General features: G+C 68.8%; 19 protein-coding genes. 6 read left to right on the forward strand and 13 right to left on the reverse strand.

What is annotated here, in order from left to right; all coding sequences use genetic code 11:
• Positions 1-45 precede the first annotated feature (45 nt).
• Both AMYAL_RS0143570 and AMYAL_RS0143575 read left to right on the forward strand, forming a co-directional pair.
• On the forward strand, positions 46-1,095 hold the full coding sequence (locus tag AMYAL_RS0143570) for a DUF2293 domain-containing protein (RefSeq protein WP_020637609.1): 1,050 nt from the start codon (positions 46-48) through the stop codon (positions 1,093-1,095).
• Positions 1,096-1,134: 39 nt separating this feature from the next.
• A complete protein-coding gene (locus AMYAL_RS0143575) occupies positions 1,135-1,491 on the forward strand; it encodes a DoxX family protein (protein ID WP_020637610.1) in 357 nt (118 codons plus the stop codon).
• Here AMYAL_RS0143575 and AMYAL_RS0143580 read toward each other — a convergent pair.
• The 5 genes from AMYAL_RS0143580 to AMYAL_RS50695 all read right to left on the reverse strand — a co-directional run bounded on the left by AMYAL_RS0143580 (position 1,479) and on the right by AMYAL_RS50695 (position 8,435).
• Positions 1,479-2,141, reverse strand: a complete 663-nt coding sequence (locus AMYAL_RS0143580) for a hypothetical protein (RefSeq protein ID WP_020637611.1) — start codon at positions 2,139-2,141, stop codon at positions 1,479-1,481. The two genes, AMYAL_RS0143575 and AMYAL_RS0143580, sit on opposite strands and share 13 nt — an antisense overlap.
• Positions 2,131-3,129 (reverse strand): outer membrane protein assembly factor BamB family protein, encoded by a 999-nt coding sequence (locus AMYAL_RS0143585; RefSeq protein ID WP_020637612.1) that lies wholly within the window; start codon positions 3,127-3,129, stop codon positions 2,131-2,133. Before AMYAL_RS0143585 ends, AMYAL_RS0143580 begins: the two co-directional genes overlap by 11 nt.
• 99 nt (positions 3,130-3,228) lie before the next feature.
• Positions 3,229-7,116: a vitamin B12-dependent ribonucleotide reductase gene (locus tag AMYAL_RS0143590; RefSeq protein ID WP_020637613.1), complete on the reverse strand. Its 3,888-nt coding sequence runs from the start codon at positions 7,114-7,116 to the stop codon at positions 3,229-3,231.
• Positions 7,117-7,150: 34 nt separating this feature from the next.
• Positions 7,151-7,639 carry a transcriptional regulator NrdR gene (gene nrdR, locus AMYAL_RS0143595; protein ID WP_026467942.1) on the reverse strand — a complete coding sequence of 163 codons (489 nt, stop codon included), beginning with the start codon at positions 7,637-7,639 and terminating at the stop codon, positions 7,151-7,153.
• 301 nt (positions 7,640-7,940) lie between these two features.
• Positions 7,941-8,435 carry a LysM peptidoglycan-binding domain-containing protein gene (locus AMYAL_RS50695; RefSeq protein WP_026467943.1) on the reverse strand — a complete coding sequence of 165 codons (495 nt, stop codon included), beginning with the start codon at positions 8,433-8,435 and terminating at the stop codon, positions 7,941-7,943.
• A gap of 319 nt (positions 8,436-8,754) precedes the next feature.
• On the opposite strand from AMYAL_RS50695, the gene lexA reads away from it, so the two are divergent.
• Positions 8,755-9,471, forward strand: a complete 717-nt coding sequence (gene lexA / locus AMYAL_RS0143605; protein ID WP_039794990.1) for a transcriptional repressor LexA — start codon at positions 8,755-8,757, stop codon at positions 9,469-9,471.
• Between the two features lie 111 nt (positions 9,472-9,582).
• Here lexA and AMYAL_RS0143610 read toward each other — a convergent pair whose 3' ends face one another.
• The 3 genes from AMYAL_RS0143610 to AMYAL_RS0143620 form a co-directional block, all read right to left on the reverse strand.
• Entirely contained in the window at positions 9,583-10,596 is a 1,014-nt protein-coding gene (locus tag AMYAL_RS0143610) for an SdiA-regulated/phytase-like domain-containing protein (RefSeq protein WP_026467944.1), read from the reverse strand.
• A gap of 516 nt (positions 10,597-11,112) precedes the next feature.
• Positions 11,113-12,546, reverse strand: coding sequence for a GTPase HflX (gene hflX, locus AMYAL_RS0143615; protein WP_020637618.1), 1,434 nt, complete (start codon positions 12,544-12,546; stop codon positions 11,113-11,115).
• 43 nt (positions 12,547-12,589) lie between these two features.
• A complete protein-coding gene (locus AMYAL_RS0143620; RefSeq protein WP_020637619.1) occupies positions 12,590-13,087 on the reverse strand; it encodes an ArsR/SmtB family transcription factor in 498 nt (165 codons plus the stop codon).
• A 63-nt stretch (positions 13,088-13,150) separates the two neighbouring features.
• Here AMYAL_RS0143620 and AMYAL_RS0143625 point away from each other — a divergent pair, with 63 nt between their 5' ends.
• Positions 13,151-14,395 (forward strand): MFS transporter, encoded by a 1,245-nt coding sequence (locus AMYAL_RS0143625; protein WP_026467945.1) that lies wholly within the window; start codon positions 13,151-13,153, stop codon positions 14,393-14,395.
• Here the strand turns inward: AMYAL_RS0143625 and dapF are convergent.
• From dapF to AMYAL_RS0143640, 3 genes are read right to left on the reverse strand one after another with little or no spacing between them, the layout of a single operon-like run.
• Positions 14,392-15,219, reverse strand: a complete 828-nt coding sequence (gene dapF, locus AMYAL_RS0143630; RefSeq protein WP_020637621.1) for a diaminopimelate epimerase — start codon at positions 15,217-15,219, stop codon at positions 14,392-14,394. The genes AMYAL_RS0143625 and dapF overlap by 4 nt on opposite strands.
• Before the next feature lie 10 nt (positions 15,220-15,229).
• Positions 15,230-16,132, reverse strand: coding sequence for a tRNA (adenosine(37)-N6)-dimethylallyltransferase MiaA (miaA, locus tag AMYAL_RS0143635; RefSeq protein ID WP_020637622.1), 903 nt, complete (start codon positions 16,130-16,132; stop codon positions 15,230-15,232).
• Positions 16,129-16,818 carry a class III extradiol dioxygenase subunit B-like domain-containing protein gene (locus AMYAL_RS0143640; RefSeq protein WP_020637623.1) on the reverse strand — a complete coding sequence of 230 codons (690 nt, stop codon included), beginning with the start codon at positions 16,816-16,818 and terminating at the stop codon, positions 16,129-16,131. Before AMYAL_RS0143640 ends, miaA begins: the two co-directional genes overlap by 4 nt.
• A gap of 235 nt (positions 16,819-17,053) precedes the next feature.
• Between AMYAL_RS0143640 and AMYAL_RS0143645 the strand changes: the two genes are divergently transcribed.
• Both AMYAL_RS0143645 and AMYAL_RS0143650 read left to right on the forward strand, forming a co-directional pair.
• Entirely contained in the window at positions 17,054-18,367 is a 1,314-nt protein-coding gene (locus AMYAL_RS0143645; RefSeq protein WP_020637624.1) for a DUF349 domain-containing protein, read from the forward strand.
• A gap of 420 nt (positions 18,368-18,787) precedes the next feature.
• Positions 18,788-19,246, forward strand: a complete 459-nt coding sequence (locus AMYAL_RS0143650; protein ID WP_020637625.1) for a hypothetical protein — start codon at positions 18,788-18,790, stop codon at positions 19,244-19,246.
• On the opposite strand, the gene AMYAL_RS0143655 is transcribed toward AMYAL_RS0143650, so the two are convergent.
• Complete coding sequence (locus AMYAL_RS0143655) at positions 19,243-19,704, reverse strand: Rv2732c family membrane protein (protein WP_020637626.1); 462 nt, start codon at positions 19,702-19,704, stop codon at positions 19,243-19,245. The genes AMYAL_RS0143650 and AMYAL_RS0143655 overlap by 4 nt on opposite strands.
• Positions 19,701-21,215, reverse strand: a complete 1,515-nt coding sequence (gene miaB, locus AMYAL_RS0143660; RefSeq protein ID WP_020637627.1) for a tRNA (N6-isopentenyl adenosine(37)-C2)-methylthiotransferase MiaB — start codon at positions 21,213-21,215, stop codon at positions 19,701-19,703. Before miaB ends, AMYAL_RS0143655 begins: the two co-directional genes overlap by 4 nt.
• Positions 21,216-21,219: the final 4 nt, after the last annotated feature.

A 21,219-nucleotide genomic window follows, 5' to 3' on the forward strand; every position in this document is an offset into this window, starting at 1 on the left:
GCCCTCGCCCGCGACGCAACCGCCTGATCGCTAGGATTCCCGGCGATGCAAGGTGAGGCGAAACTGGAGCAGCGCGTCGTGGAGACGGCGGAAAAGCTGCTGTCCAAACGGAAATCGGTGACCGCGCTCGACGTCCTGACCGGGATCGGCTGGCTGACGGACAACGTCGTCGACGCCTGGCACCGCGGCCGGGTCCCCGTGCTGACAGCGGCGCTGTCGGTGCCCCCGGAGAAGCTGACCTTCGCCCTGAACGCGCTTCAACGCTGGGCGAAGGGAAAGGCCCTCGAAAGCACGGAGATCGAGCACGTCGGGGCGACCCGCGACCGAGCCCCGCTGAAAGCCACGTCGGGCGAGCTGGTCGGACTCGAACCTCTGTTCAAGACGCAGTGGATCATGCCGGGACTGTCCGACGCCAAACGGGCGCAAGTCGTCGCCCGGCAGAAGAAGGCGCCGGATCTCGTCGTGTCCGTGGCGCTGAAGGACTGGATCTGCGCCGACTGCGGCGGTACCGGTGACTTGTTCTTCCTGGAGAACGAGAAGCCGCACTGCCTCGACTGCGCCGACCTCGGACACCTGGTCTTCCTGCCTTCGGGCGACACCGCGCTGACCCGGCGCGCGAAGAAGGCGAGCCGGCTTTCCGCCGTCGTCACCCGGTTCAACCGGTCACGGAAACGCAGTGAGCGGCAAGGACTCCTGGTCGAGGACGCGGCGTTGCGCAGCGCCGAGGACCAATGCCTCGCCGACGAAGACGTCCGGGAACGGCGCCGCGGCCGTGATCGCGAGCGGCGCGCGCAGGAAGACGTCGAGTTCACCGGCCGGTTCTTCACCGCGATCACCGAGATGTTCCCCGGCTGCCCGCCGGAGCGAGCGCGCGCCATCGCCGAACACGCGGGCCTGCGCGGCAGCGGCCGGGTGGGCCGGTCCGCCGCCGGACGGGAACTGGCCGAACGGGCGGTGTTCCTCGCCGTCGTCGCCTCGATCCGGCACCTCGACACCGACTACGACGACCTCCTCATGGCGGGTGTGGAGCGGCAGGCCGCCCGCGACAGGATCCATCCCGCCATCGAAGCCGTGCTCGATCGCTGGCGTTCCTGAGCGCTGTCACGTTCCAGGCGCGGACCTCGTCCGGGAAGCATGAACTCCGCCTACCTCACCGTGGCCATCGTGACGATCGTGATCAACGCAGGGATCGCCGCCGCCGACTTCGCGCGGGTGCCGTTCGTGCTCAAGAACTCCGCCGAAGTCGACGTGCCCCCGTCCTGGATTCCGCCGCTGGCGTCCTTGAAGGCGGCCGGTGCGGGCGGGCTGCTGCTCGGTCTGCTCGGGATGCCGTTCGTCGGGACCGCGGCGGCCGCCGGGCTCGTGCTGTTCTACATCGGCGCCGTCATCACCCACGTGCGCGCCCGCGTCCTCTACAACATCGCCTTCCCCGGCGGCTTTCTCGCGCTGGCCGTGGCGACCTTCGTCCTCGATCTCGCTCAGGCCAGGTAGGGAGCGAAGTGCTCGGCGACGACGTCCGCGACCGCGTCGGCGTCGCGTGTGCCGTCGATCTCCAGCACCCGGATGCCGAGCCCTATCGCGGTACGGACGGCGTCCTCGGCGACAAGCCGGTCTCGCTCGATCCGGTTGCGCTGCGCCCGCTCGGGGTCGCTGACCCGCTGTACGACCGCGGCGGCGCGGGGCAGGACGCGGAGCTGATGCTCGCGGAAGTCGTCGGTGGGCACCATGACGATCATCCGCCGCGGCGAATCCAGCAGCGGCGTGACGAGTTCCGGGCGCAGTCCCCAGCCTTCGGCAAGGATCGGGCGCCCGGAGACCAGCGCGCGCAGATCGTCCAGTGCCCACTCGAACCGTGCCGGGAACCCGGCGATCGTGTCGGCCGCCATCCGGTCGGGCGTGGTGTCCACCCAGACGGTGTCCGGGTCGGGATCCGCGGCGGGCAACCCGTTGCCGACGCGGTGGGCCACTCGACGGTCCTGATGGGCGCGCGCGTCGTGGAAGTCGTAGTGGTAGACGGTGATGCCATGGCGGTGCGCCAGCAGCCGGGAGACGGTGGACTTTCCCGCCCACTGGCCGCCGCAGATCCACAGCGCCTGCTTGAGCGTGCCGAACGGATCGGCGATTTCACCGTCAGTGGTCATCGAGGCCTCCATTCCCGACAGCGAGCAACGAACCCTTTGTGAGCAGGACCAGCCCCGACCGCGCTTGACCGCGAAGGTCCCTGATGCGCCGGGTGATCCGGACGCGCTCGCGCACCGCGCCGTCCTGGTCGATCCGGAACAGCAGCCCGCCCTCGTCGGCGATCGCGAACCCGCCGTCGACCGACACGACCGAGGACACGAATCGCCGGTCGTGATCGATCCTCCACCGCACCGTTCCGTCCGACGCGTCGACCACCGTGCAGCCACCCCGCCGCTCGGCCAGCCACACCAGGCCACCGCACCGTTCCACGGCACGGGGAAGCAGGTCGTGCTCGGCACGGGCCAGCGTCAGGGCTTTCCTCTCGGACGGGCAGAGACGGACGACCGAGCGATCGCCGCACCGCACGAGGAAGCCGCCCGCGCCGTCCGGGACGAACGCGGGCCCGGTGTCGGGCCCGAGGAGCGGACCCGGCAAGAACCACGTGATCAGCTCCCGTCCGTCGCGCCGGTCGATCAAGCGCACGGAGTCGCCACCCGGTTCGCCGAGCAGGAACCCGGCCGCGGTGGCGGCCGGAAGTGCCGTGCTGCCGCGATCCTTCGCCTGCCAAAGCAGGCCGCCGGTATGAAGGTCCACCGCGGACAAAGGCGTGTAACCGCGCCAGCCGCCCACGAGTACGACGTCTTCGTTCGCCGCGATATGGCCCGCGAAGGAGCCCGGCTCACCCTGCCAGACGTCTTCCCCGGTTTCGACGTCCAGGCAGAGCAGCCTGCTGACGTTCTGAGGGATCACCAGGCAGTACCGGCCTTCGACCACGACGTCTCGTGGCCACGTCCCGACCCCGACGTCCCAACGCACTGAACCATCGGCGGGTTCGAGACCGGCCAGTCTCGTGCTCCGCTCGTGCACGACCACGTGGCGCGCGGTGACCGCCAGCGCGGACGGCGAACCGGCTTGATGCAGCGGCCGTTCCCAGCGGACGTCGAACACGGGACCAGTTCAGCAGTTCGACCGGCCGCCGCACAACCGAGTTCGCCGAGGCCTGCTTCGGCGGACGACGTCGGCCGTCCGCCGAAGCAGGCTGTCGATTCAGCTGCAGCCGGAGGTGGCGCCGCATCCTTCGCAGGCGTAGCACGAACCGGCGGGCCGCATCTTGGTGCCGCAGGTCATGCAGAGCGGCGCGTCGGAGGCGGTGCCGAGGTTCAGTTCCACCAGTTCCGCCGTCGAATGCGCCACCTTGGCGGGGGCCGCGGCGGAAGAGTCCACTGTGGACCGAAGCGCGTCGATGTCGACGTTCTCCGGTTCCGCGGCGGGAGTGGCGCCGTAGGTCGCCTCGACCTGCGCCGAGCGCTCGTCGGCGGTGAAGATGCCGAGCTGTGAACGCTTCTCGTACGGCAGGTAGTCCAGCGCCAGCCTGCGGAACAGGTAGTCCATGACGCTGGTGGCGATCCGGATGTCCGGGTCGTCGGTCATGCCGGCGGGCTCGAAGCGCAGGTTGGAGAACTTCGAAACGTAGAACTCCAACGGGATCCCGTGCTGCAGGCCGACCGAGATCGACATCGAGAACGCGTCCATCACGCCCGAGAGGGTCGAACCCTGCTTGCCGAGCTTCACGAAGATCTCGCCGAGCCCGTCGTCCGGGTAGGAACCGGCGTGCAGGTAGCCCTCGGCTCCGCCGACGGTGAACGACACCGTCTGGCTCGGGCGCTTCTTCGGCAGGCGCTTGCGGACCGGCCGGTACTCGACGACCTTTTCGGCCTCGGGCTCGGCCTTCTCCTTCTTGCCGGTGGACAGCGGCTGGCCGACCTTGCAGTTGTCGCGGTAGATCGCGAGCGCCTTGAGGCCGTACTTCCAGCCCTGGAAGTAGATCTCCTCGACCTCTTCGACGGTCGCCGACTCCGGCATGTTGACCGTCTTCGAGATCGCGCCGGACAGGAACGGCTGCACCGCGGCCATCATCCGGACGTGCCCCATCGGCGCGATGGACCGCTCCCCCACCGCGCAGTCGAACACCTCGTAGTGCTCCTGGCGCAGGCCGGGGGCGTCGACGACATGGCCGTGCTGGGCGATGTACTCGACGATCGCTTCGACCTGCTCGGCCTGGTAGCCGAGTGCGGTCAGGGCGCGCGGGATGGTCTGGTTGACGATCTGCATCGAACCGCCGCCGACCAGCTTCTTGAACTTGACCAGCGAGAAGTCCGGCTCGATGCCGGTCGTGTCGCAGTCCATCATGAAGCCGATGGTGCCGGTGGGAGCGAGCACCGAGGCCTGCGCGTTGCGCCAGCCACTGGTCTCGCCCAGTTCGATGCCACGCTTCCATTCCTGGGTCGCGACGGCACGAACCGCGGCGTCGTTCGAGTGGTAGGTCCGCACCAGGTCGTTGGCGGCGGCGTGCTTGCGCATGACCCGCTGGTGCGCCTCGGCGTTGCGGGCGTAGCCCTCGTACGGCCCGACGACCGCGGCGAGCTCGGCCGAGCGCCGGTACGAAACGCCTGTCATCAGTGACGTGATCGCGGCGGCGAGCGCGCGGCCGCCGTCGGAGTCGTAGGCGTGCCCGAGCGCCATCAGCAGCGCGCCGAGGTTCGCGTACCCGATGCCCAGCTGACGGAACTTACGGGTGGTGTCCCCGATCGCCTCGGTCGGGAAGTCGGCGAAGCAGATCGAGATGTCCATCGCGGTGATGACCAGCTCGACGGCCTTCGCGAACAGCGGCGCGTCGAAACCGCCGTCTTCGGTGGCGAACTTGAGCAGGTTCAGCGAAGCGAGGTTGCAGCTGGAGTTGTCCAGGTGCATGTACTCGGAACACGGGTTGGACGCGGTGATCCGGCCCGATTCGGGGCAGGTGTGCCAGTCGTTGATCGTGTCGTCGTACTGCAGGCCGGGGTCCGCGCACTCCCACGCGGCCTGCGCGATGGTGCGGAACAGCTTCTTGGCGTCGACCCGGTCGAGGACCTCACCGGTCATCCGGGCACGCAGGCCGAAGTCGCCCTCGCTCTCGACAGCCCGCATGAACTCGTCGGAGACGCGGACCGAGTTGTTCGCGTTCTGGTACTGGACGGAGGTGATGTCCGAACCGGAGAGATCCATGTCGAACCCGGCGTCGCGGAGGACCTTGATCTTCTCCTCTTCGCGGGCCTTGGTCCGCACGAACTCCTCGACGTCCGGGTGGTCGACGTCGAGGACGACCATCTTCGCCGCGCGCCGGGTGGCACCGCCGGACTTGATGGTGCCCGCGGAGGCGTCGGCGCCGCGCATGAAGGACACCGGGCCGGACGCGGTGCCACCGGAGGACAGCAGCTCACGCGAGGAACGGATGCGGGAGAGGTTCAGGCCTGCCCCGGAGCCGCCCTTGAAGATCAGGCCCTCCTCGCGGTACCAGTTGAGGATCGACTCCATGGTGTCGTCGACCGCGAGGATGAAACAGTTGTGCACCCGGAGGTTGCCGGACAGGTACTCGCCGGACTCCGTCTGGATGTCGAAGACCGGCATCTCGCCGCGGCTTTCGATATCGGCGATCTGCAGCCGCTTCGTCTCCAGAGCGGGACGCCCCGGCTTCTCGAACGACGCCTCGAGCTTCGCGGCCTTGACCGGGTCGAGGAAACCGATGGCGTCGGCGAAGATCCGGCGATCTCCCGCGTTCTGGATCCGGATTCCCCACAGGTCGTGCCGGTTGTCCCGCTTCTCCGTCTCGCGGGCGACCCGCGCGAAGATACCGAACCTGGACAGAAGGTGCTGGAGCCCGCGAATGAGGTCTTCGCTGATCATGTCGAGCCCGACCAGCGTCGAACTCTCACGTTCGGACACGTAGCCTTCGGCCTGGAAGACGCTGCGGAGATAGGCGGCCACGACAGGCAGCGGCGCGGTGTTCAGATCCTCGGGGACCGTCATGTCGACGCCGCGAGCACGCAGACCCCACTCGCTCACGAAGGATTCCAGTTCGGTCCCGTAAAGACGGGTGCGACGGCAGTCCAGTGCCGGGTCCTGCGTTTCGACTTTCCGCTCGTGCCGGTGGACTTCGGGAAAGACCCGGTCGAGAGCGCGCTGCACCCACGCGAGTTCGGCGTCGGTGACCGTCATGGCCTCGATCGTCAGCGAGCGGTTCGTCCCCTCGTACTGGCCGACGAAGCCATCCGATTGCAGCCAGCCCGCGAGCGCGGCTTCGGCCACGTCCCGCTCGTTGATCTCCGTCTCGCCGAAGGCATCGCGTCGGTGCCATTCGAGAGTGTCCCCGACCAGGAGTTCCCCGGCGGGCACGAAGGAACCGCCACTCCCGGTCGAACGCCAGACGAGGTGATCGGCCGTCACGTCGAGGCGGTGACCGGACTTCGTCGTGAGGCGGAGAACCTCTTTGACCCCGTTCGCCTTCGTGGCGATCACCTTGGTGAGACCGTGCGCGTCGTAGACCTTCGCGCCCACCGCGTTCAGCTCGACGATGCGCCCGATGGGGACCGCACCGGCGGGAGTGTTGACCAAGGCGTCGTACGGCTGGCAGGCCGAGACCTGCTGTTTTGATGTCGTGCCGACGTTGAACCACACCGGGGAGTTGAAGCTGAACACCTGGTGCAGCAGCATCCAGGTCAGCTCGTGCTCGAAGACCTCGGCGTCGGCTGGATTCGCGAAGTAGCCGTGTTCACGGCCAGCGTTGACGTAGGAGTGGACGACGCGGTCGATCAGCTGCTTGAGGCTCTGCTCGCGCTGAGGCGAGCCGACGGCGCCGCGGAAGTACTTGCTGGTGACGATGTTCGTCGCGTTGACCGACCAGAAGTCGGGGAACTCGACCCCGCGTTGCTCGAAGTTGACCGTGCCGTCGCGCCAGTTCGTCATCACGACGTCCCGGTGCTCCCAGGTGACCTGGTCGTACGGGTGGACGCCTTCGGTGGTGAAGACGCGCCGCACGGTGAGCCCACCGGCCTGCTGCTTCTTCTTCCCACTCGTCCGCGCTGTGGCCGGGTTGCCTGTTCCCACGGTCTCGGTCATGGGTCTTTCCCTCACTCCCACGCGGGAAGCGGCATCAGCCGTCTTTCGCGTCTCGATCGCTCTCGTCCGGTGCGGCAGCCATGGCCTCACGGAGGTCCGAGATCTCCTTCTCGAAGTCCTCGACCGAGGAGAAGGAGCGGTAGACACTGGCGAACCGGAGATAGGCGACGCCGTCGAGTTCGCGCAGGGGACCCAGGATCGCCAGGCCGACCTCGTGACTCGGGATCTCCGCCAGCCCCGCCGACCGGATCGACTCCTCGACCCGCTGCGCGAGCTGCTGCAGCGCGTCGTCGTCGACCGGCCTGCCCTGGCAGGCGCGGCGCACCCCCCGGACCACCTTGTCCCGGCTGAACTGCTCGGTGACCCCGGACCGTTTGACGACGGCGAGCACCATCGTCTCCGAAGTGGTGAAGCGCCGGCCGCAAGCGGCGCACGAGCGCCTCCGCCGGATCGCCTGACCTTCATCCACCTCTCGGGAGTCGACGACCCGAGAGTCCGCATGCCGGCAGAACGGGCACCTCATCCGCCGATCACCTTCCCCTCCGCGCCGGCCGGTCCCGAATGGACGCCCGCCCCCGTCGCCACGCAACGACGGGAAAGATCGACATGTGGATCGATCTGTGGACATCCGGTGGGTGAACACCGGCCAGCTGTGGACAACTGGTACCGAGTCTACCCCAAGCTATGGACCAACTACAGCCATGTAACTACTACATATAGCGGTGGAGAGTAGATCGCAGGTAAGACGCACGCAAGCGCGACAGCCGGGTCGATCAGACACGAAAGGGGAGGTCACCCACGACGGGTGAGAGCGAGCTTCAGGATCACCTCCCACCCTCCGCGACCCCTGCCGCGACCGGGACCGTGAGCGGCAGTCCGGGCACGACAACGGCGCCTTCCAGGGAATTGAGTTCCTTGATCTTGTCGATGACCGCGCCGGTGTCACTGCCTGGCGCGAATCGTGCGGCGAGATCCGCGAGCGTCTCCCCCGCGGAAACGGACACCGTCGTGGTCCGTTCGGGCACCGCCGCACCCGGAACACCGGCCAGGAACAGACCCAATCCGGTGATGACTCCGGCGATGAGCAAGGCCATCCCGACGAGCGACGGCCACCGGAGCGGGAGCCGCCGGGGCGCCGGACACGCCGGAGCGGGAGTGGCCACGCCGGGGCGGCGGCCCGCCACGACCCGCGCCCTCGTCGGCGGATGCAAGGGTTCGGCGCGCCTGCCCCGCATCACTCGCACGGGCCTGGTGAGCCCTGCCGGAACGGGCCCTGGGGAACTGGGCCGCACCAGTCCTCGATCAGCCAGAATCGACATCGGGAACCTCCTCGCAACTCCTGCTGCACTCGGCGCCGGGCCGGGACCCGGCGGTCAAGATCGAACACGCGTTCTATCGAACGCCCGTGCGAATGTGTACCACCTTCCACCGACAAAAATCGAGCGACACGGCGTGTCCATCGAACAGATGTTTGAAATCGTCGCCCCGGCGGGCTAACGTCGTTGACCAGGGCGTCTGCTGCGCGGACGCCGCCGGTGCCGTGGGCGGGAAGATCGTCCGCCACCGGCGAAGACACGCGAAGTCGGTCCGGGGAACCGGACGCACTGGGAGGCGACGCAGAGATGAAGGAGCGAGACGGTGGCTAAGGAGAGCAAGGCGGGGAACGCGCCTAGGCGCTCGGGCAAGGTGCGCGCCTTGCCCGAGGTCTACGAGGTGGACGAGACCCTGACCGTGCGTCAGCAGCAGGTTCTCGACGTGATCAAACTGTGGGTGAGCCGGTTCGGCTACCCGCCGAGTGTGCGTGAGATCGGTGAGGCGGTCGGGCTGACCTCCACCTCGTCGGTGTCGCACCAGTTGCAGGCCCTGCAGCGCAAGGGTTATCTGCGACGCGACCCGAACCGCCCGCGTGCGGTCGGTGTGCTCGCCACGACGGACGACAACCCGATGGGCATCGAAGTCGAACAGCCGCAATCGGCCGCGAAGGCCGCGTATGTTCCGCTCGTCGGCCGGATCGCGGCCGGTGGACCGGTGCTGGCGGAGCAGGCGATCGAAGACGTCTTCCCGCTGCCGAGGGAGATCGTCGGTGAAGGTGAGCTCTTCCTGCTCAGCGTCACCGGTGACTCGATGGTCGACGCCGCCATCACCGATGGCGACTGGGTCGTCGTACGCCAGCAGCCGACGGCCGACCCCGGCGAGATCGTGGCGGCGATGATCGACGGCGAGGCGACGGTCAAGACGTTCAAGCGCAAGGACGGCCACATCTGGCTGATGCCGCACAACGAGGCGTATGAGCCCATTCCGGGTGACGACGCCACGATCCTCGGCAAGGTCGTCGCCGTACTCCGCAGGCTGTAGTCCGGAGCCGCTGTAGTCCAAGCCCTCGTAGTTCAAGCCCTCGTAGTCCAAACCGGAGCGCGCCGGGATCCCAGGTCACACGAGACCAGGGTCAGGCTCGGCAAGCTTCGGTCAGGCGCGCCGTTTGCGGAGCTTGCCGACCAGCAGCAGGCCGCCGATCACGACGATCGCGGCGATACCGACCTGCACATAAGGGAAACCGGATCCCTGGTCCGCGCCACCGGCCGCGGACGTCCCGCCCGATGTGCTGCCCTCGGATTTCGCCGCGTCCACGGCGAGTGCCGCCGCGCCCTTCACCGCGCGGATCTGCTCTCCGACACCCTCTCCGCCGGACAACAAGGTCCCGTCGGGGTCGAAGGCGATCGCCTCCCCCTGTTTCTCGTTCGGCAGGGGCACGCGCACGGGTTCGCGCTGCAACGCGCTCTTCAGATCTCCGTCGGGGACGGCGTAGAGATAGGCGTCGGTGTAGGTCCGCAACGCGACCACCGAATGGTCGGCCATCGACGCCGCGCCGGTCACCGTCATCGAGCCGATCGACCCGGCAGGCCCGCCCGGCGTAGAGGTCTCCTTGATCTGCAGCGACCCCACACTTTCCAACGGCGTCGGACCGGGGCTGGCGAGCGGTCCTGTCGGCCGGTACACCTTGGAGCTGCCGAAGAGGTCCTTGGTGATCAGGTACGGCGTGCCCGAACGGTCCATGATCAGCGCCTCGACGTCGTGCTGCCCGTCGGGATAGGTGAGCCGGTGGATCTTCGCCTCGCCCTGCGGAGTCAGTGAGATCAGCGCGACGGTGTCCCGCCGCTTGCGGTTGTCGCCGGTGTCGGACAGCCAGAAGGTGCCGTCGGCGGTGCGGGCGAGATCTTCGGGGTCGTAAGGATCCGTCGAGGACGAGATGACCTTCTGGACCTTGCAGTCGCGGCCGAGCACGAAAACCTGTGTCTTGGTGCCGCCGTCGTTGAGCGCGTACAGGTGCTCGCCGTCCGATACGAGACCCGAAAGCTCACTGAGCCGGGAATCGCCGTTGGTGCACACCGGCTGCGGGGCCGGTACTTCCTGCGCCACGGCGGGACTCGTCCCGCCGACGAACGCCCCCAGCACGACCATCGCCGCGACAATCCCCCGCACATCCACCTCCGTGTCGTGGAACCCCTGAAGCCCCACACTACGGAGACGTCCGGGGCGGCACGCAGTTCGGTGCGAAGCCCGAGATGAGGCGGAATGTCGCGAAGGCCACTTCGGCCACTAACGACTCGTGGCTACTAGGGACGCTTGGGTCGGGGTGGTCGTGAGTGGCGATTCGTGTTCCAACCCGAATCGCCACTCACGACCAGCTGTACCGACGTCTCACCGCAGCGTGACCGGCCGGACGGCTCGTGTGATCAGACGGACGACACGCGTGACTGCGTGGACGACACGATCGCGGCCGGGTGCCCGCCGTGAGTCGTCCACCTGGACACAGGTGTCGTCCAGCCGGTCACACGAAACCGCCCGCCAGTAGGTACCTGAGACACGGATGGCCCTAACCCGAAACGCCACTCACGACCACCCCGACCGGCTCAGTACCGATGCCCTTGCCCACCTGAGGTACATGAAGGCCCCCTTCCTTGCGCCTAACGCAAGGAAGGGGCCTTCATGTACTCGCTACAGAGCCGAACCGTCCGTCTGGAATTCGCTCAGCGCCGCGGCCAGGTCCGGCCGTCCACGGACGAGCAGCCGCGTGCCGGTCTCGACGTGCTCCTCTTCCAGCACCTCGCCGTCGGCGTGGGCGCGCGAGACGAGCTCACCCCGCGAGTACGGGATCAGCGCCTCGACCACGACCTCCGGCCGCGGCAGCCGGTCCGCGATCACCTCGGCCAGCTCCGTGATCCCGGTGCCCGCCCGTGCCGACACCTGCACCGAACCGGCCATCTGGTGCCGCAACCGGGCCAGCGACACCTCGTCGGCGGCGTCGGCCTTGTTGATCACCAGCAGCTCCGGCGGGAGCGGCTCGGAACGGCGCTTCGTGATCTCGGCGAGCACTTCGCGCACCGCGTTGACCTGCTCTTCCGGCGTCGGGTCGGAACCGTCGACGACGTGGACGAGCAGGTCGGCGCTAGCCGCCTCCTCCAGCGTCGAACGGAACGCGTCCACCAGCTGGTGCGGCAGGTGCCGGACGAAACCGACGGTGTCGGTCAGCGTGTAGGTGCGGCCGTCGGGGGTCTGCGCCCGGCGGGTGGTCGGATCCAGCGTGGCGAACAGCGCGTCCTCGACCAGCACCCCGGCGCCGGTCAGCGCGTTGAGCAGGCTCGACTTGCCGGCGTTGGTGTAGCCGACGATCGCGACGCTCGGCACCTCGTTGGCCACCCGGCGACCCCGTTTGGTCTCGCGGATGGTGTCCATCGCGGCGATCTCGCGGCGCAGCTTCGACACGCGCTTGTTGATCCGCCGCCGGTCGGTTTCGAGCTTCGTCTCACCCGGACCGCGCAGACCCACACCACCGTTGGCGCCGCCCGCCCGGCCACCGGCCTGCCGGGACAGCGCCGCACCCCACCCGCGAAGCCGCGGGATCAGGTACTGCAGCTGGGCCAGTTCGACCTGGGCCTTGCCTTCCTTGGAACTGGCGTGCTGCGCGAAGATGTCGAGGATCAGGGCGGTGCGGTCGATGACCTTCACCTTGACCTTCTCCTCCAGCTGGCGCAGCTGGCCCGGCGAGAGTTCACCGTCGCAGATCACCGTGTCGGCACCGGTGGCCGCGACGATCTCGCGCAGTTCCTTGACCTTGCCCGAGCCGATGTAGGTGGCGGGATCCGGGCGGATCCGCCGCTGCACCAGGCCTTCCAGTACCTCGGAGCCCGCCGTTTCGGCGAGCCGGGCAAGTTCGGCGAGCGAGGCCTCGGACTGGAGGGCACTGCCCTCGGTCCACACACCGACCAGAACGACGCGCTCCAGGCGCAGCTGCCGGTATTCGACCTCGGTGACATCCGCGAGTTCGGTGGACAGGCCCGCTACCCGGCGGAGCGAGGCGCGGTCCTCGAGCTCCAGTTCGCCGGTCGAAGGGTCCATGTCGTTCAGATCGTTGTGTGTCAGTTCCGTCATCGTGCCTCCATGGTCCCACGTTTCGGCGGCGGGACCGAATTCATTACCTGCTGGGATACTTCGACAGGTAGAGGGCCGTGCGTTTCGCGGCCGGGTCGACCGGCCGGTTCATGAAGTCGTCGAGCAGCTCCATCAACCGGGTTTCGAACTCGGCGATCTGCTCGTCCGGTACCTGGACGACCATGCGCGTCTGCTGCACCTCGTCGAATCCCACATCGGCGATTTCGGCCAGATAGGCCTCGAAGATCGCCTGATCGATCCCCCTGTCGCGGGAATCAAGATGCCAGGACAACCCGGTCGAGCGATACGGAATTTCTTTCGCACCGCGCGTGCCGCGTCGCGGCGGGAGCGCTTCGAGGAACCCCGTGTCGACGAGTTTGCGCACATGGTGCAGTGTCGTCGCCGGGTCGCGATCGAGCCGTTCGGCGAGTTCCTTGTTGGTCAGCGCCTCGGAGTGGGTCAACCGGATGATGCGCAGCCTTATTCCGGAGGCCATGGCGGTGATCTCGGCCTCGGTGGCGGCGCGTCGTGGAGTGGGCACCGCGACAGCCTAGAAGCCAAAAGTGATTGACAGTTTCCAATCACTCGCGCCAAGGTGTGCGTCGTGCGCAGAGACTCTCTCTTCTTCCACGCGGACTTCCGTCGGCTCTGGGCGGGTGACACGGCCAGCCAGGTGGGCGCCTTCGCAGGCAACACCGTGATTCCCCTGCTCGCGGCCACCGTGCTGGCCGCGACACCGTTCCAGATGGGACTACTGACCGCGGCCGAGACCATCGCGTTCCTGATCATCGGGCTGCCAGCCGGGGTGTGGGTGGACCGGATGCGACGGCGCGTGCTGATGCTGCGGGCCGACTTCGTCCGCGCGGTGCTGCTGTTCACCATCCCCCTCGCCTGGTGGGCGGGGGTGCTGTCGTTGACGCAGCTGATCGTGGTCGCCACGCTCGTCGGGGTCGCGACGGTGTTCTTCGACGTCGCCTACCAGTCGTACCTGCCGTCGCTGGTCGGCCGGGAGCATCTTCTCGAAGGCAACGCGAAACTCCAGGCCAGCCAATCGGTCGCGTTCCTGAGCGGACCGGGCATCGGCGGCGGGCTGGTACAGCTCGCGGGGGCGGCCAACGCCGTGCTGATGACCGGGCTCGGCTTCCTGACCTCCGCGTTGTGCCTGCTGCGGATCCGCACCGTCGAAGAGGTGCCCGAGCGGCATGAGGAAACGCGGCTGCTCCCCCAGATCGCCGAAGGACTGCGGTTCGTGTTCACCGACCCCGCGCTCCGCTCGATCGTCGCCTGCACCGCGACCTCCAACTTGTTCAACGGCGCCTTCACCGCGGTGGAGATCCTGTTCCTGAACCGGGAGCTGGGCCTGTCACCGGGGATCATCGGCCTCGTCCTGGCGACCGGCGGCATCGGCGGGATCGTCGGGGCGTTCTTCGCCAGGACCATCACCCGGCGGATCGGGCAGGCGCGGTCGATCTGGCTCGTCCCGCTGCTGACCTGGCCGTTCCAGCTGCTGCTCCCGCTCGCCGCGCCGGGCTGGCGGATCGTGCTGTTCCCCGCGGCGCTGGCGATCGCGGGGTTCGGGATCATCGTCTACAACGTCGCGCAGGTCTCGTACCGGCAGGCCGTCTGCCCGGACCGGCTGCTCGGCCGGATGAACGCCAGCGTGCGCTTCGTGGTCTGGGGAATGCTGCCGCTGGGCGGGCTGATCGGCGGCGTGCTGGGCGGGTCGATCGGTATCCGGGGAACGCTGTGGTTCGTCGCGGTCGGCGAAACGGCCGCGTTGCTGTGGGTCGTCTTCTCCCCGATCCGGAAGCTTCGCGACCTTCCCAAGACGCCTCTCGCGGTCGGCTAAGCGCCGAGCCCGGCCCACCAGGTTTCGTCGAGTTCGCCGCGGGCGACGATCTCCGCCGGTCCCGTCAGCGTGGATCCGCCGCGGCGCACCTCGACCACCACACGGCCGCCGGGGATGTCGACGGTCGCTTCGCCGGTGTCGGTGCCCGCGAGGTGCAGGGCGGCGGCGACCGCGGCGACCGTGCCGGTGCCGCAGGACCGTGTCTCGCCGACGCCGCGTTCGTGGACGCGCATCTTCAGCGCGTTGTCGCCCAGGAGATTGATGAACTCGAGGTTCACGCCCTCCGGGAACACGTCGGAGTCGAAATCGGGCTGATCGCGCAGGTCGAGCTCGTCGACGTCGTCCTCGACGACCGACACCAGGTGCGGGTTGCCGACGTTCACCGCGACGCCGGAGAACGGCTTCCCGGCGACGACGGTGACCGAGGTGCCGGTGATCGTCGCGGGTCCCATCTGCACGGTCACCGAGCCGTCCGCGTGCATCTCGACCGGCCGGTCGCCGGCGCGGGTGCCGATGACGAAGTCGCGCTCGGCCACGAGACCGGTGTCGACCAGGTAGCGGACGAAGACCCGGACGCCGTTGCCGCACATCTCCGCGATGGATCCGTCGGCGTTGCGGTAGTCCATGAACCATTCGCCACCGGACTCCACGCCCAGCGAGGCCGACCGCACGACGCGAAGCACACCGTCGGCGCCGAGACCACGCTGGCGGTCGCACAGCGCCGCCACCCGCGCCTCGGTCAGCTCGAGGCGGCCTTCAGGGTCGGGAAGCAGCACGAAATCGTTCTGTGTGCCGTGTCCCTTAAGGAATTCGATGCCGCCCATGGCGTCCAGATTACTGGGCCGCCACCTCGAGGACGCGCTCGGCCAGCCGGTCCGAACCACCGTCGAACCACTCGACGCGCTTGTCCCGCCGGAACCAGGAACGTTGCCTGCGCACGAACCTCCGGGTGGCCTGCGCGGTCGCCTCGGCGGCGGCCTGGAAGTCGCCGTCGCCGTCGAGCGCGGCGATCACCTGCTGGTAGCCCAGCGCCCTCGACGCGGTGAGCCCGTCACGGAGTCCTAGCCCCAGCAGCGTCTCGACTTCGCCGACCAGTCCGGCCTCGAACATGATCTCGACGCGGCGGTCGACGCGGGCGTCGAGTTCGGCCGGTTCGCGGTCGATGCCGATCAGGACCGTGCCGTACCGCGCGGGTCCCGGTTTCGGCAGGTTCGCCGAGAACGGTTCACCGGTGATCTCGATGACTTCCAGTGCCCGCACGATCCGGCGCGTATTGGTCGGCAGGATGGCCGTGGCGGCGATCGGGTCCAGTTCGGTGAGCCTGGCGTGCATCGCGGCGACGCCGATCTCGTCGGCTTCGGCGGTCAACCTGGTGCGCACGGCGGGATCGGTGCCGGGGAACTTGAGGTCGTCGAGCACGGCTTGGACGTAGAGGCCCGACCCGCCGGTGAGGATCGGCACACGACCGGCGCCGAGGAGCTCTTCGACGCGTTCGCGGGCGTCGCGCTGGTACGCGGCGACGGACGCCGTCTCGGTGACGTCGAGGACGTCCAGCAGGTGATGCGGCACGCCTCGCCGCTCCTCGGCGGTCGCCTTGGCCGTCCCGATGTCCATCCCGCGGTACAGCTGCAGCGCGTCGGCGTTGACCACCTCACCCCCGAGGGTGAGGGCGAGTTCGACGGCGAGCGCGGTCTTCCCGGTCGCCGTGGGACCGACGACCGCGACCGGCCTGATCACGCCTGCTCCCAGACGGCGACGTGGTAGCCGACACCGAACGGCGCGGCCGAGTAGAGGACGTCGGCGGTCCAGTCGCCGCCCGCCGCCAACCCGGCGAGAACCTGCCAGGGCGCGCGGCCGCCCGCCCCGAGTTCCACGGCGAAATCCGGATCGAGCCCGCCGAGAGAGTGCGCGTCGGCTTCGGCCAGCGCGTCGCGGACACGGTTGTCGAAGAACCCCGCCCGGTCGTCCTCGCCGCCGGGGGAACGGGGCCCATGCCTGCTCGAACCGTCGCCGAGGACGAGGACCGCGGCGGGCTCCCCCAGCCGACGGCCGAACAGTTCGCACTGGCCGGGAGGGGTCGCGGGGTCGACGAGGTGGACGCGGACGGAGGACGCGTCTGCCCGTTCGCGCAGCCATCCGGCCACGAGTGCGGGCAGCGGCAGCTCGGTTTCGGGCGCTGTCACCCGGCTGAGTGAGACGCCGAGGTCGACGCCGTACCCCCGGAAGGAACCGCTCGCGTGTTCCGGCACGGCGGGGGCGCCAGGGGCCGCGCCGACGACGACCCAGTCCGGCGAAGCACTGGTCAGGCGCCTCGCGGCGGCAAGACAGGCTTCGCGCAGCTCGGCGCACTCGTCCGCCGCTCCGGCGGCCAGTTCGGGGATGAGCAGCGGGGGTTGCGGGAGCACGGCGACACGGCGGATCACGGCCGCCGACGTTACCTTCCCCGCCCTTCACCACCCGCAACCGACCGACACGGAGGGTCCACCGGAAGTAGGATCACTGCCCTCTGGTGATTCATCTGGTTCCACGGTGGACGCTGAGCTGCTTGAATGCCGCAAGGGGTTGATACCCCCGAAGCAAGACGGCAACGCATTACCCGGCCCCGCCGCTAGGCGGGGCGCCCGCACCAGCGGGCGTACAGGCGATAAGGAGCCTGCGATGGCCCAGGAGAACACGTCCACCGGTACCCCGGCACCGCACCCCGTGCCGCACGCGCTCGGTGGCGGGCACGCCGCACCCCCCGTGCCGCCCGCCGAGCCGAGCCCGTCCGCTTGGGGCAGGGTCGACGAAGAAGGAACTGTCTACGTCACCACGGCCGACGGCGAGCGTGCGGTCGGTGTGTGGCAGGCCGGGAGCCCGGACGAGGGTCTGCTCCACTACGCGCGCCGCTTCGACGACCTGCGCACCGAGGTCGAGCTGCTGGAGACGCGGCTGGAGTCCGGCGCGGGCGACCCGAAGCACGCGCTGGCGACGGCCACGCAGCTGCGTGACGGCCTCGCCGAAGCCGCCGTCGTCGGCGACATCGCCGCGCTGAGCGGCCGCATCGAGCAGGTCATCGCCCACGCCGAGAAGGCGCTGGCCTCGGCCAAGCAGGAGCGCGAAGAGGCCCGCGCGGCCGCCGTCGTCCGCAAGCAGGCGCTCGCCGACGAAGCCGAGAAGCTGGCCGCCGAGTCGACGCAGTGGAAGGCCGCCGGAGACCGGCTGCGCGCCATCCTGGACGAGTGGAAGACCGTCAAGGGTGTCGACCGCAAGACCGACGACGAGCTGTGGAAGCGGTTCTCCAAGGCCCGCGAGGCGTTCAACCGGCGCCGCGGCTCGCACTTCGCCGAGCTCGACAAGCAGCGCGCGGGTGCCAAGAACCGCAAGGAAGAGCTGATCGCCGAGGCCGAGGCGATCTCGGAGTCGTCGGACTGGGGCGACACGGCGGGCCGCTACAAGGACCTGATGACCGAGTGGAAGGCCGCCGGTCGCGCGCCCAAGGACAGCGACGAGGCCCTCTGGCAGCGCTTCCGCGCCGCGCAGGACAAGTTCTTCGCGCGCCGGTCTTCGGTGTTCTCCGAGCGGGACGCCGAGTTCGCGGCCAACGCGCAGCAAAAGGAGGAACTGCTCGTCGAGGCCGAGAAGATCGACCCCGCGGCGAACCTCGACGCGGCGAAGCAGCACCTGCGCAAGATCCAGGAGCAGTGGGACGAGATCGGCAAGGTCCCGCGCGAGCGCATCCGCGAGCTGGACGGTCGCCTGAAGACCGTGCAGGACGGGATCAAGTCGGCCGAGGACAGCAAGTGGCGCCGGACGGACCCGGAGGCGCAGGCCAGGGCGGCGCAGTTCCGCGAGCGGGTCGAGCAGTTCGAGTCGCAGGCGGAGAAGGCCCGTGCGGCAGGCGACGAACGCCGCGCGAAGAAGGCGGACGAGCAGGCCGCGCAGTGGCGTGAGTGGCTCGAAGCGGCGGAAGCGGCCATCGCGGACCGGTAACTCCTGACCCGAACCGCATGAAGGCCCCCTTCCTTGCGCAAGGAAGGGGGCCTTCATGTACTTGGGCAGCAAGCGCCCGGCCGTGCGCGTGTCGTCCGTCCCGTCACACGAACCGACCGGAATCGGGACACTCAACGTCCCCGACCCTCCCTTGATCAAGGCCGTGCCGGTCACGAATCTCCATCTGGGTGGGTCTCGAACGTGGCGCTCGGGACTTCACGCCAGTACGGCAACGCAGGCGGCGGCGCGAAAGCCACTTTCGGGACATCAGACGTCTCGAAAGTGGCTTTCGCGACATCCGGCAGCGCACGCATCACACCACCTTCGCCCTTCACGCGTGTCACTCCATTGTGGAGCGAAGGCTCGCACGTTCGTGCGTATCGGGGCGCTCTCGGCGCTCAGCCGTGCTCCACTGCGGTCATGAACCACACGCCGATTTCACGGATCACCAAGACGTTCGCCGTCCTGGTGACAGGGATCGTCCTGGCCGGGCTCGTCCCGGCGGCGGCCGTCGCGGCACCCGCGTCGCCGACCTCGTCGGAGCAGACGAGCGTCCACAAGAAGAAAAAGGTCAAACTCGAGGCGAAGGCCGACAAGAGCAAGGTCAAGGTCGGCGAGGAGACCAAGCTCAAGGGCCGTCTCGACGTCGTCGCCGACGACGGGAGGGACGCGGCCGACGCCCTGGAGCTCATCGTCGTCCAGAAGCTCGTCGCGGGCGTCTGGGTCGACCTGAGCAACGGCTCCTGCAAGCCCAACGGCAGCTTCGTGCTGAGCCTGAGCTTCAGCGTCAAAGCCTCACTCACGCTGAGGGTGTACCACCCGGAAACCACGCTCTACGCCAGCGCGACGTCGAGCGTCTTCGGCGTCGTGGTCGTTTAGCTGCGCGAGAACGCGGACCGCATCCAGTAGATGGCCAGCGCGACGGTGGCGAACCAGGCGAGGAGCATCCCGAAGCCCGGACCGCCACCGGCCGCGCCGGTGGCGTGCGAGGACTGCTGGGACCAGATCGCGAGCATGCCGTCGACGGAGGCGAACCAGCCGCCCGCGGCGCAGACCCAGGCCAGCCACCAGCGCCGGGTCACCAGCGTGACGGCGCCGGCGAACACCCCGATCCCGGTGGAGGTCGCCGCGAACAGCTGCGGGATCCCGCCGCCCCGGCCGAGCAGCACCTCCCAGCCCGCGTGCTCGCCGACCCACGGCAGCAGCTGCGCGATCAGCAGCACGAACACCAGCACGGCGATGGAGAACCCGCGCCTGCCGAGTTCGATCGTCTTGGCCGCGCGCTCGCCGACCTCGTCGATCTCGGCGGCGAGTTCGTCGATCTTCGGTTCGGTCACAGTGCACACCCGCTCACCGGTTCCGGTGTGACGGCGGGGGCGCCGAAGCTCGGCAGCCCCAAGGTCACGCCGCTGGTCTTCGGCCGGAGTCCGGCCTCGGAGTTGTCGCCCGCCTTCGTGCGCCGGTGCGACAGCAGGTCACCATCGGCGACCAGGTGGTGCGGGGCGCCGTAGGTCACCACGGTCTCGACGACGTCACCCGGCCGCACCGAGCGGTCGACCAGGGCTCCCGTCGGCGTGAAGTGGACGAGCCTGCCGTCACGGGCGCGGCCGCTCATCCGCTGGGTCTCGGTGTCCTTGCGACCCTCACCGGAGGCGACCAGCAGCTCGACCCGGCGTCCGACGATCTTCTTGTTCTCGTCCCAGGAGATGTCGTTCTGCAGCTGGACGAGCCGTTCGTAGCGCTCCTGCACGACCTCCTTCGGCAGCTGCCCGTCCATCTCGGCGGCGGGCGTGCCGGGCCGGATCGAGTACTGGAAGGTGAACGCGCTGGAGAACCGCGCCTGCGCGACGACGTCGAGCGTCGCCTGGAAGTCTTCCTCGGTCTCGCCGGGGAAGCCGACGATGATGTCGGTGGTGATCGCGGCGTCGGGCATCGACTCGCGCACGCGGTCGAGGATCTTGAGGTAGCGCGCCGACCGGTAGGACCGCTTCATCTCGCGCAGCACCCGGTCCGAGCCGGACTGCAGCGGCATGTGCAGCTGGTGGCACACGTTCGGCGTCTCGGCCATCGCGTCGATGACGTCTTCGGTGAACGCCGCCGGATGCGGCGAAGTGAAGCGGACGCGCTCCAGGCCCTCCACCGAACCGCAGGCGCGCAGGAGCTTGCCGAAGGCGAGCCGGTCGCCGAATTCGACGCCGTAGGAGTTCACGTTCTGGCCGAGCAGGGTCACTTCGAGCACGCCTTCGGCCACGAGCGCCTCGACCTCGGCCAGGATCTCGCCGGGGCGGCGGTCGCGTTCCTTGCCGCGCAGCGCCGGGACGATGCAGAAGGTGCAGGTGTTGTTGCAGCCGACCGAAATCGACACCCAGCCCGCGTACGCCGAGTCGCGCTTCGCCGGGAGCGTCGAGGGGAAGGTCTCGAGCGATTCGAGGATCTCGACCTCGGCCTCGGCGTTGTGCCGCGCGCGTTCCAGCAGCGTCGGCAGCGCGCCGATGTTGTGCGTGCCGAACACGACGTCGACCCAGGGCGCGCGCTTGACGATCTCGCCGCGGTCCTTCTGCGCGAGGCAGCCGCCGACGGCGATCTGCATGCCCGGTTTCGCGGTCTTCTGCGGCCGGATGTGCCCCAGGGTGCCGTACAGCTTGTTGTCCGCGTTCTCCCGCACCGCGCAGGTGTTGAACACGATCAGGTCGGGTGTGGCCTCGCCGTCACCCGGAACGTAGCCGGCGTCCTCGAGCTGCCCGGCAAGACGTTCGGAGTCATGCACGTTCATCTGGCAGCCGAAGGTGCGGATCTGGTAAGTACGCGCGCTCATCTCGACTCCGAGGGTACGCGGGCGGCGTTCCATGGCA

The organism is Amycolatopsis alba DSM 44262, from assembly GCF_000384215.1.
In the GTDB taxonomy this organism is placed as follows: Bacteria; Actinomycetota; Actinomycetes; order Mycobacteriales; family Pseudonocardiaceae; genus Amycolatopsis; species Amycolatopsis alba.

What these genes read in the sequence shown, in the direction of transcription:
- AMYAL_RS0143570 (WP_020637609.1), top strand. Translation starts at nt 46, where the DNA reads ATGCAAGGTGAGGCGAAACTGGAGCAGCGCGTCGTGGAGACGGCGGAA.
- AMYAL_RS0143575 (WP_020637610.1), top strand. Translation starts at nt 1,135, where the DNA reads ATGAACTCCGCCTACCTCACCGTGGCCATCGTGACGATCGTGATCAAC.
- AMYAL_RS0143580 (WP_020637611.1), bottom strand. Translation starts at nt 2,141, where the DNA reads ATGACCACTGACGGTGAAATCGCCGATCCGTTCGGCACGCTCAAGCAG.
- AMYAL_RS0143590 (WP_020637613.1), bottom strand. Translation starts at nt 7,116, where the DNA reads ATGACCGAGACCGTGGGAACAGGCAACCCGGCCACAGCGCGGACGAGT.
- nrdR (WP_026467942.1), bottom strand. Translation starts at nt 7,639, where the DNA reads ATGAGGTGCCCGTTCTGCCGGCATGCGGACTCTCGGGTCGTCGACTCC.
- AMYAL_RS50695 (WP_026467943.1), bottom strand. Translation starts at nt 8,435, where the DNA reads ATGTCGATTCTGGCTGATCGAGGACTGGTGCGGCCCAGTTCCCCAGGG.
- hflX (WP_020637618.1), bottom strand. Translation starts at nt 12,546, where the DNA reads ATGACGGAACTGACACACAACGATCTGAACGACATGGACCCTTCGACC.
- dapF (WP_020637621.1), bottom strand. Translation starts at nt 15,219, where the DNA reads ATGGGCGGCATCGAATTCCTTAAGGGACACGGCACACAGAACGATTTC.
- AMYAL_RS0143645 (WP_020637624.1), top strand. Translation starts at nt 17,054, where the DNA reads ATGGCCCAGGAGAACACGTCCACCGGTACCCCGGCACCGCACCCCGTG.
- AMYAL_RS0143650 (WP_020637625.1), top strand. Translation starts at nt 18,788, where the DNA reads ATGAACCACACGCCGATTTCACGGATCACCAAGACGTTCGCCGTCCTG.
- miaB (WP_020637627.1), bottom strand. Translation starts at nt 21,215, where the DNA reads ATGGAACGCCGCCCGCGTACCCTCGGAGTCGAGATGAGCGCGCGTACT.